3 protein-coding genes and 1 pseudogene are annotated in these 5,660 nt (G+C 43.9%); all 4 read left to right on the top strand.

Features of this window, described 5'->3' with window-relative positions; genetic code table 11:
- Positions 1-289: 289 nt before the first annotated feature.
- Positions 290-2,410, top strand: a complete 2,121-nt coding sequence (gene rlmKL, locus AB4496_RS19545; protein ID WP_017103925.1) for a bifunctional 23S rRNA (guanine(2069)-N(7))-methyltransferase RlmK/23S rRNA (guanine(2445)-N(2))-methyltransferase RlmL — start codon at positions 290-292, stop codon at positions 2,408-2,410.
- A 25-nt stretch (positions 2,411-2,435) separates the two neighbouring features.
- Positions 2,436-2,696: a glutaredoxin family protein gene (locus AB4496_RS19540; protein ID WP_012603885.1), complete on the top strand. Its 261-nt coding sequence runs from the start codon at positions 2,436-2,438 to the stop codon at positions 2,694-2,696.
- Positions 2,674-4,590 (top strand): ABC transporter ATP-binding protein, encoded by a 1,917-nt coding sequence (locus tag AB4496_RS19535; RefSeq protein WP_009846664.1) that lies wholly within the window; start codon positions 2,674-2,676, stop codon positions 4,588-4,590. Before AB4496_RS19540 ends, AB4496_RS19535 begins: the two co-directional genes overlap by 23 nt.
- Positions 4,591-4,599: 9 nt before the next feature.
- Positions 4,600-5,660, top strand: a pseudogene (locus AB4496_RS19530) (GlyGly-CTERM sorting domain-containing protein); the annotation flags it as partial.

Genomic DNA, 5,660 nt, shown 5'->3' with positions numbered 1-5,660 from the left:
CCCTGTTTTTGTGCTTTTGTAGCTAACTTTCAGTCCTAAATTGACTCTGGTATATACCAATTTTAAGGTGAATATAAATTCACACCGCCGCATTGGCCGATGTTTGGTCATAAATTGTGCTGATTTGATAAGTCTTATGTTCTAAGGGGATGTGGGTAAGCGATCGCTTCATGACTGTGTGTTTGCTAGCCAGTTAGTCGAAAGATTCAATGAAAAGACAAGTTTAGTGTGATGCTCTAATAACAAATTCAGGTATAATCGAGCTAATTTTTATCAATAAAAGAACACTATGAATCAATATCTAGCGGTTACCTCAAACGGCCTTGAGAATTTATTAGTTGAAGAACTAACCCAACTAGGGATTACAAATGCAAAACCTGTTCAAGCAGGTGTTAAATTCAAAGCGACCAATGAGCAAATTTATCGTTGTTGTTTATGGAGTCGTTTGGCTTCTAGATTTGTACGTGTCCTTTCTGAATTCACTTGTATGGACGACATGGATTTGTACCTATCAACCACCGCGGTTAACTGGGTAAATCAATTCCATAGCTCTAAGCGTTTTGTTGTTGACTTTAACGGTACAAACAACGAAATCCGTAATAGCCAATACGGTGCGATGAAAGTAAAAGATGCCGTTGTTGATAGCTTTGAGAAAAAGTCTTTGCCTCGTCCGTCTATCAGCAAAGAAAATCCAGATATTCGTATTCACGTTCGTCTACATCGTGATAAAGCGATTCTTGGTGTTGATATGGTAGGTAGCGGTCTTCACCAACGTGGTTATCGTCCAGAATCAGGCCGCGCACCATTGCGTGAAACCCTTGCTGCAGCGATTCTTCTTCGTAGTGGCTGGGACGCAACTAAGCCTTTCCTAGACCCAATGTGTGGTTCAGGTACGTTAGTGATTGAAGCGGCAATGATGGCTGCGAACATGGCTCCAGGTGTTAAGCGCCAGAAGTGGTGTTTTGAATCACTAGAAGATTTTGAACCAGAACTGTGGGCTGAAGTGAAAGCTGAAGCGAACGTTCAAGGTCGTCGTGGCGTTAAGAAAGTAGAGTGTAAGTTCTATGGCTACGACAATGACGAGCGCATGATCAAAACAGCGCGTGACAATGCTCGTCGTGCTGGTGTTGAAGAGCTGATTGAATTCGAAGTAGGCGATGCTGCAAAGCTTAAGCGTCCTACCGAGTTTACTGATGGTGTGATTGTTTCAAACCCACCTTATGGTGAGCGTCTTGGCACAGAGCCGGGTTTGATTGCACTTTACACGGCATTCGGTGCACAACTTAAAGCGGAATTTGGCGGTTGTAACGCGTCTATCTTCTCTAGTTCTGACGAACTGCTTAGCTGCTTACGTATGCGTGCAGACAAACAGTTCAAATTGAACAATGGTGCGTTACCGTGTCACCAAAAGAACTACTCAATTTCGGACCGTCCGATGTCAGAGCGTCCAACGGGTGAACAAGAGCAACTTATTGCTCCAGACTTCGCAAACCGTCTTAAAAAGAACATCGGTAAAATTGGCAAGTGGGCTAAGAAAGAGCAATTAGATTGTTACCGTATCTACGATGCGGACTTACCAGAATACAATGTAGCGATTGATGTATACCCAGGTCACCTAGTGATTCAAGAATACGCAGCACCTAAAGATGTACCGGAAGAGAAAGCAAAACGTCGCTTAACCGATATCATCCGTGCTTCTATTCAAGTCACTGGCGTTGAAGCAAACAACGTGGTTCTTAAGGTTCGTCAGAAGCAGAAAGGCCGATCTCAATATCAAAAAATGGCTCAAGACTCCTCTAACCTAGAAGTGAACGAATACGGCGTTAAGCTGATTGTTAATCTTCATGACTACTTAGATACGGGCTTGTTCTTAGATCATAAGATCACTCGTCGTCGTATCGGCGAAATGGCTGCAGGTAAAGATTTCCTTAACTTATTTGCTTACACAGGCAGTGCATCTGTTCATGCTGCTGTGGGTGGCGCACGCTCTACAACAACCGTTGATATGTCTAATACCTACCTTGAGTGGGCAAAACAGAACATGGAGCTTAACGGCCGTGTTGGTCGTCAACATCAGTTTGTTCAAGCTGACTGCTTACAGTGGTTGGTTAAAGAGCAGGGTTCTTACGACCTGATCTTCATTGATCCCCCAACGTTCTCAAACTCTAAGCGTATGGATCAATCTTTTGATGTTCAGCGTGATCACATTCAATTGATGGAAAACCTTAAGCGTCTTCTTCGTGAAGAAGGCACGATTGTGTTCTCTAACAACAAGCGTCACTTCAAAATGGATGTAGAAGGCCTAGAAGAGTTAGGTCTCAAAGCTCAGAACATCTCAGCTAAAACGCTTCCATTGGACTTCTCTCGTAACAAGCACATTCATAACTGCTGGTTGATTACACATAAGTAATTAAGAGATTGTATAAGGATATAGCGTGCTGACTCTCTACAGTACAGAAGGGTGCCATCTATGTGAGATGGCATTCAAACTCACGGAACAGTTAAACATTAGCCATCACGTCAACGTTGTCGACATTGCATTTGATGATGAGCTCTTTTCCCGTTACGGGGTCACTATTCCGGTGCTCAAATTTGAAAGCTCTGACTTTTCTCAAAGCTCAGAGCTTAACTGGCCATTTGGCTTGTTAGAACTTAATGATTGGTTAAAAAAGAATGGCATTACTTACAATTCATAACGGGCAATTAGCGTTTGGCGATCACCCGTTATTAGATCGTGCGGACTTTGCGCTGCAAGAAAACGAACGTGTGTGTTTAGTAGGGCGCAATGGCGCGGGTAAGTCTACGTTGATGAAAATCCTGTCAGGGAACATCATCATGGACGACGGCAAGATGCAAATCACACAAGATGTGGTTGTGTCTCGCCTTGAGCAAGATCCACCGCGTAACGAAGAAGGCACCGTTTATGATTACGTTGCTGGTGGCCTAGCGGAAATCGGCGAACAGCTGAAGATCTATCATGATCTTTTGGATCTCATTGGTACTGATCCTAGCGAAAAGAACTTAAATCGTCTTACTCGTGTGCAAGAGCAGTTGGATCATGCCAACGCATGGCGCTTCGAAGATCGCGTAAGTAACGTAATGGCGGCGCTTAAACTCACTGCCGAAACAAAACTGACGGATTTGTCTGGTGGTTGGCAACGTAAAGCGGCGCTTGCTCGTGCGCTTGTATGTGACCCAGACGTGCTTCTACTCGACGAACCGACTAACCACCTAGATGTTGCGACAATCGAATGGTTAGAAGGCTTCCTGAAAGACTTCCGTGGTTCAATCATCTTTATCTCGCATGACCGTGCTTTCATCAAATCGATGGCAACCCGCATTGTTGACCTTGATCGCGGCAAGCTGAGCTCGTTCCCTGGCGATTACGAAAACTACTTGCTAGAGAAAGAAGAAGCGTTACGTGTCGAAGAGATGCAGAACGCTGAATTCGATAAAAAGCTTGCTCAAGAAGAAGTGTGGATTCGTCAGGGCATTAAAGCTCGTCGAACGCGTAACGAAGGCCGTGTACGTGCACTTAAGAAGTTGCGTGAAGAGCGCATCAATCGTCGTGAAGTGCAGGGTAAAGCGGTTATTCAGATCGATGATGGTCAACGTTCAGGCAAGATTGTATTCGAAGCAGAGAATCTTAACTTTGGCTTTGAAGGCAAAGAGATTGTTAAAGATTTCAGCTTCAATATTATGCGTGGTGATCGTATTGCTCTGATCGGCCCTAATGGCTGTGGTAAGAGTACCGTACTTAAACTGCTTCTTGATCAGCTGAAGCCTGATTCTGGCCGTCTGCATTGTGGTACTAAACTTGAAGTGGCTTACTTCGACCAATACCGCGAAATCCTAGACCCTGAGAAGTCAGTAATTGACAATCTAGCGGATGGTAAGCAAGAAGTGACAGTAGGCGGCCGTGAGCGCCATGCACTGAGCTACCTACAAGATTTCTTGTTCTCTCCTAAACGTGCTCGCACTCCGGTGAAAGCACTGTCTGGTGGTGAGAAAAACCGTCTGTTATTAGCTCGTATTTTCCTTAAGTCGAATAACTTATTGATTCTCGATGAGCCAACCAACGATCTAGATATCGAAACTTTGGAACTTTTAGAAGATTTACTTGCCAACTATCAGGGTACGCTTCTTTTAGTGAGCCACGATCGACAGTTTGTTGATAACACGGTTATGACAAGTTGGATTTTTGAAGGCAACGGCGTTGTTGAAGAATTTGTTGGTGGTTACCACGATGCTCAGCAACAAAGAAAGCAGGCTATAGAGTACCGACAGGTTGAAAAGCCATCAAAGCCAGAGAAAGTAGTTGAGGAAACTCCCAAAACTGCGCCAGTTAAGGCTAAAGCTAAGAAGTTATCGTATAAGCTACAACGAGAACTAGAAGCGCTACCTTTGCGTTTGGAAGAATTGGAAACTCAAATTGAAACTCTTCAGGAAGAAGTCAACGATCCTAGCTTCTTTTCAAAATCTGTAGAGCAGACACAACCAGTATTAGATAAGCTATCTGCAGCAGAGCAGGAGCTTGAAGTTGCTTTTGAGCGCTGGGAAGAGCTCGAGGCACTACAACAGGAAAGTTAAGAAGTAATCATGACTTGTAATAAATTTAAATTAACAACAGTTGCAGCCTTAGTTTTGGCTGCAACTAACGCGAATGCTGCACTGTACAAGGTAGTTGAAGTCGCGACTCCTAGCTCAATTGTCGGAGCTTCTGAAACGTTTGGTGTCGCGATTCAACCCGCGGCGGTTACCGGAACTGAAAGTTGTTTTACCAATGCTACTATCGGTGGTGTCGCATGTGATAGCTTTAAGCTAGCAGGTGAAACTCGTAATTCGCTTGAAGCCATTAGTTACCGTGAAGAAGTTCCTTTTGCTATGGATGCTGTCTTCCAATATTTACAAGAGTTCGATGACTTCAAAAACTATTGTAACCGTGAGCTAAGATATTCCACATGTGAAAGCTGGGCGAAAACTCGCTGGGAAGATACTTGGTTTAAGGAAAGAAACAACCTGAGTTATGTAAATGCAAAGGCATTTATAGAAGGCGGGGCAATACTCGATACTCGCAATACAGTGATCAACTCTCTAGATAAAGATGCCAACCCGCTCGGTGTTAAGTCTGAGGGAACCATCCGAAACAATGCAATATTTACAACGACAGCCAAGCCTGCAGGATCTTCTGAGACTCGAGCATGGAAAGCCATCACAGCGAGTAATGGTACTGTTTACAATGTAGGTAGTGTTTCTACTAGTGAAACCATTACGGAGACGTCAACGCCGGATCCTGTATTTAGTTCAAAAGCTGCTATTTGGGATGGTACGAATACCAAGCAAATCGATTGGACTCGTGGTGGAACTGCTAGACAAGGCGATTACTATGCTCAAGGTAGCATGCGTTCAATTGCCGAATCGGATACTAAGTTTTATGGCGTAGGCTACAATACTGTTGATGGTAGTGGTGATCTGCAAGATATGAATGCATCTGTATTCATCAGTAAATCTCTGGACTTAGCTGACAGCGCGAATACTTGGACGACCAAATCAATTGAGGGGGCTAAGGTCAACTCTAACTCGTCTAATGATTACAAATACAGTAACTCTGTAGCGACCGATATCAACAAAAACTTGTTTGTTATTGGTAACTCTAAGCG

The sequence above is a fragment of the Vibrio sp. 10N.222.46.A1 genome, from assembly GCF_041473595.1.
Classification (GTDB): domain Bacteria; phylum Pseudomonadota; class Gammaproteobacteria; order Enterobacterales; family Vibrionaceae; genus Vibrio; species Vibrio tasmaniensis_A.
The sequence above is the reverse complement of the archived record's forward strand: the minus strand, read 5'-3'. Positions and strand labels throughout refer to the sequence as shown.

Bases quoted from the DNA above. Each gene is read 5' to 3' on its own strand.
- rlmKL (WP_017103925.1), top strand. From the start codon at position 290: ATGAATCAATATCTAGCGGTTACCTCAAACGGCCTTGAGAATTTATTA.
- AB4496_RS19535 (WP_009846664.1), top strand. From the start codon at position 2,674: ATGGCATTACTTACAATTCATAACGGGCAATTAGCGTTTGGCGATCAC.